Raw genomic sequence first — 2,534 nt, forward strand, 5'->3', positions numbered from 1 at the left:
GGCCAGGATTCGCGCGGTGCCGTTGATCCGCAGGGTGTCACCGCGCCCGGGGATCAGGAACACCGTGCCGACGTGGGGTCGCTGCAGCACGTTGAGGTAGCCGTCGACCCGCTTGTTGCCGGGCCGTTCCGGGATGGCGATCGTGTTGGCGTCGATGATGTGGACGAAGCCGGGCGGGTCGCCCTTGGGGGAGACGTCGACGCGGCCTTCGGCGTCGGTGGTGGCGACGAACCCCAGCGGCGAGTGTGCGAGCCAGTCCTGCTGTGCTTCGGACAGGCTGCTCTTCACCTTGTTGGCGGCGGCGGTAACGGGCTGCCCGACGATCGCGCGGAGGTCTTCGACGGAGGTCACTTCACGACGCATGACCTACATCATGCGCGCACACCGAACCGCGCGGCGAGCGCTTTTCGGTCCAGCTTGCCGATACCGCGGCGGGGCAGCTCGTCGACGACGTGTATCTCCCGGGGTGCGGCGGTGGCGTCGAGGGTGCCCGCCACGTGCGCGCGCAGCTCGGCCAGCGTGGGCGCCGCCGAGGGCTCGGCCACCACGATGGCGGCCGAGACCCGCTGCCCGAGACGCTCGTCGGGGACGCCGAACACGGCACAGTCCGCGATCGTGGGATGGGTGGCGAGCGCGGCTTCCACGAGTTGCGGCAATACGGTCAGGCCGCCGGTGCTGATCGCATCGTCGATGCGGCCCAGCACTTGAAGTACACCCGAATCATCCAGGACGCCAACGTCGTCGGTGCGAAACCAGCCCGGTTCGATGAACGGATCGGGGTCCACCGGATTGCGGTAGCCCGTGGCCAACGTCTCGCCGCCGACCACGACGCGGCCGTCGTCGATTCGTACCTCGACCCCGTCGAGCGGCACGCCGTCGTACACGCACCCGCCTGCGGTCTCGCTCATGCCGTACGTACGCACCACCGAGATGCCCGCGGCGGCGGCCCTTTCGGCGACCGTTGGCGGCATCGGCCCGCCGCCGATCAGCACGCCGTCCAGCTCGGCAAGGGCCGCGACGGCGGCCGGGTCAGTCAGCGCCTTGTCCAGCTGCACGGCCACCAACGAGGCGTACCGCCGTCCACTGCCCAATGCCGCTATGGCGGAGGGTAATTCATCGACGTCGAAGCTCGGCTGAATGGCAACTGGGGTGGTGCCTGCCAGCGCGCTGCGCACCAGCACCTGCAGGCCGGCGACGTGGTAGGGGGGCAGTGCCAGCAGCCAGCTGCCGGGACCGCCAAGCCTGTCGTGGGTGGCCGAGGCGCTGGCGACCAGCGCGGCCGCGGTCAGCATGGCGCCCTTCGGCACTCCCGTCGTGCCCGAAGTCGACACCACGATCGCAATGTCGTCGTCGATCTCGTCGCCGACCCGCAGTGACGTGATCAGCAGTTCGGCCTGGCGTTCGTCGTCGGCGGGGACCGGCAGCATGGCCGGTTCCTGGCCGTCGAGAACTCCCTCCAACGCCGTCAGAAGCGACAGCGTCGAAGGGAGGTCCGGAATGACGAGTGCGCGAAGTCGGGCTATGCGGAGCCCGTCTCGTCCGTCGCGTCCGCATCACGCGGATCGTCGAGCGGCCAACCCTTGGTGGCCAGCCGCGCCCGCACCCGTTCGATGTCGTCGGGTGTCGGCAGTTCGTCGGTCATCTGGGTGATCAGCACGCCGATGTCGACGTGGTCGAACTCGCCACGGTCGGTCAGTCCCTGCGCGACGGTCTTGACCTCGTCGTTGGAGAGCCGCGGCGTGAGCAACGCCAGCAGTGGCACCCGGTCGGGGCCCGGCACACCCTCGGGGTAGCCGGCGTTGAGCCACGCCACGATCTTGGCGAGAAATCCGTTCACAGCGTCAACTTCCGCGCGAGGGTTTCCCGGGTTGGTTATCCCGGAGGACGTCGTGCGATGTTACTTGTGCTTCGCACCGAGAATGTAGAGACCGGTCTGATGGCCGATGAAGTCACGGGCGATGAACAGCACGCCGACGATCACCGCGATGAGCACCAGCGCGAAGATGGCCCAGCTGATGGCGACCACCACCGGGCTGCGCTGCGAGACGGCCGCGCCGCCGTGCCCGGCGGCGACACCGGAGCCTTCGGCGTTCATCCGCACGGCGACGGCGAAGAGCGCGGGTAGCCCGGCGCCGATGATCAAACCGGCGACGAGTATCTGGAATAGGGCGGGGTAATTGAACCAAGCAGTCATGGTGTCGGCCTCTCGGAGTCTGCGGTGTGGCGAGTTAGACGGCGGGGGTGGACTCGACCTTGGGGGCGGGCGCCTTCTCGCTGGTGCCCGCGGTCAGGTTGCCTTCCCATTCGGCGTTGACGTTCTTGGAGTCGATGGGCGCCTTGCGCGACTGCAGCCAGATGGCGGCTGCGGCGGCGACGAGCAGCAGGAATCCGATCCCGATGCCGGCCCAACTGCCGATGCCGTGCACGATGAAGTAGGTGATCGCGCCGACGATGCCCGCCGACGGCAGGGTGATCAGCCAGGCTGCGGCCATCCGGCCTGCCACGCCCCAGCGCACCTCGGCGCCGGGCTTGCC

At 68.9% G+C, this 2,534-nt stretch carries 4 protein-coding genes and 1 pseudogene; all 5 read right to left on the reverse strand.

All coding sequences use genetic code 11. From position 1 onward, the window contains the following. The coding region (locus QOC69_RS34080) for a pyridoxamine 5'-phosphate oxidase family protein (protein ID WP_526446928.1) at positions 1 to 363 on the reverse strand (363 nt) is incomplete at its 3' end. 8 nt (positions 364 to 371) lie between these two features. Then, complete coding sequence (gene menE, locus QOC69_RS34085; RefSeq protein WP_526446930.1) at positions 372 to 1,427, reverse strand: o-succinylbenzoate--CoA ligase; 1,056 nt, start codon at positions 1,425 to 1,427, stop codon at positions 372 to 374. A 92-nt stretch (positions 1,428 to 1,519) separates the two neighbouring features. Then, positions 1,520 to 1,837, reverse strand: a complete 318-nt coding sequence (locus QOC69_RS34090; RefSeq protein WP_526446932.1) for a DUF3349 domain-containing protein — start codon at positions 1,835 to 1,837, stop codon at positions 1,520 to 1,522. 60 nt (positions 1,838 to 1,897) lie between these two features. Continuing rightward, entirely contained in the window at positions 1,898 to 2,194 is a 297-nt protein-coding gene (locus tag QOC69_RS34095; protein ID WP_526446934.1) for a hypothetical protein, read from the reverse strand. Between the two features lie 34 nt (positions 2,195 to 2,228). Next, positions 2,229 to 2,534, reverse strand: a pseudogene (locus tag QOC69_RS34100) (inorganic phosphate transporter); the annotation flags it as partial.

It is taken from the genome of Mycobacterium sp. (genome assembly GCF_032162105.1).
Lineage (GTDB): Bacteria > Actinomycetota > Actinomycetes > Mycobacteriales > Mycobacteriaceae > Mycobacterium.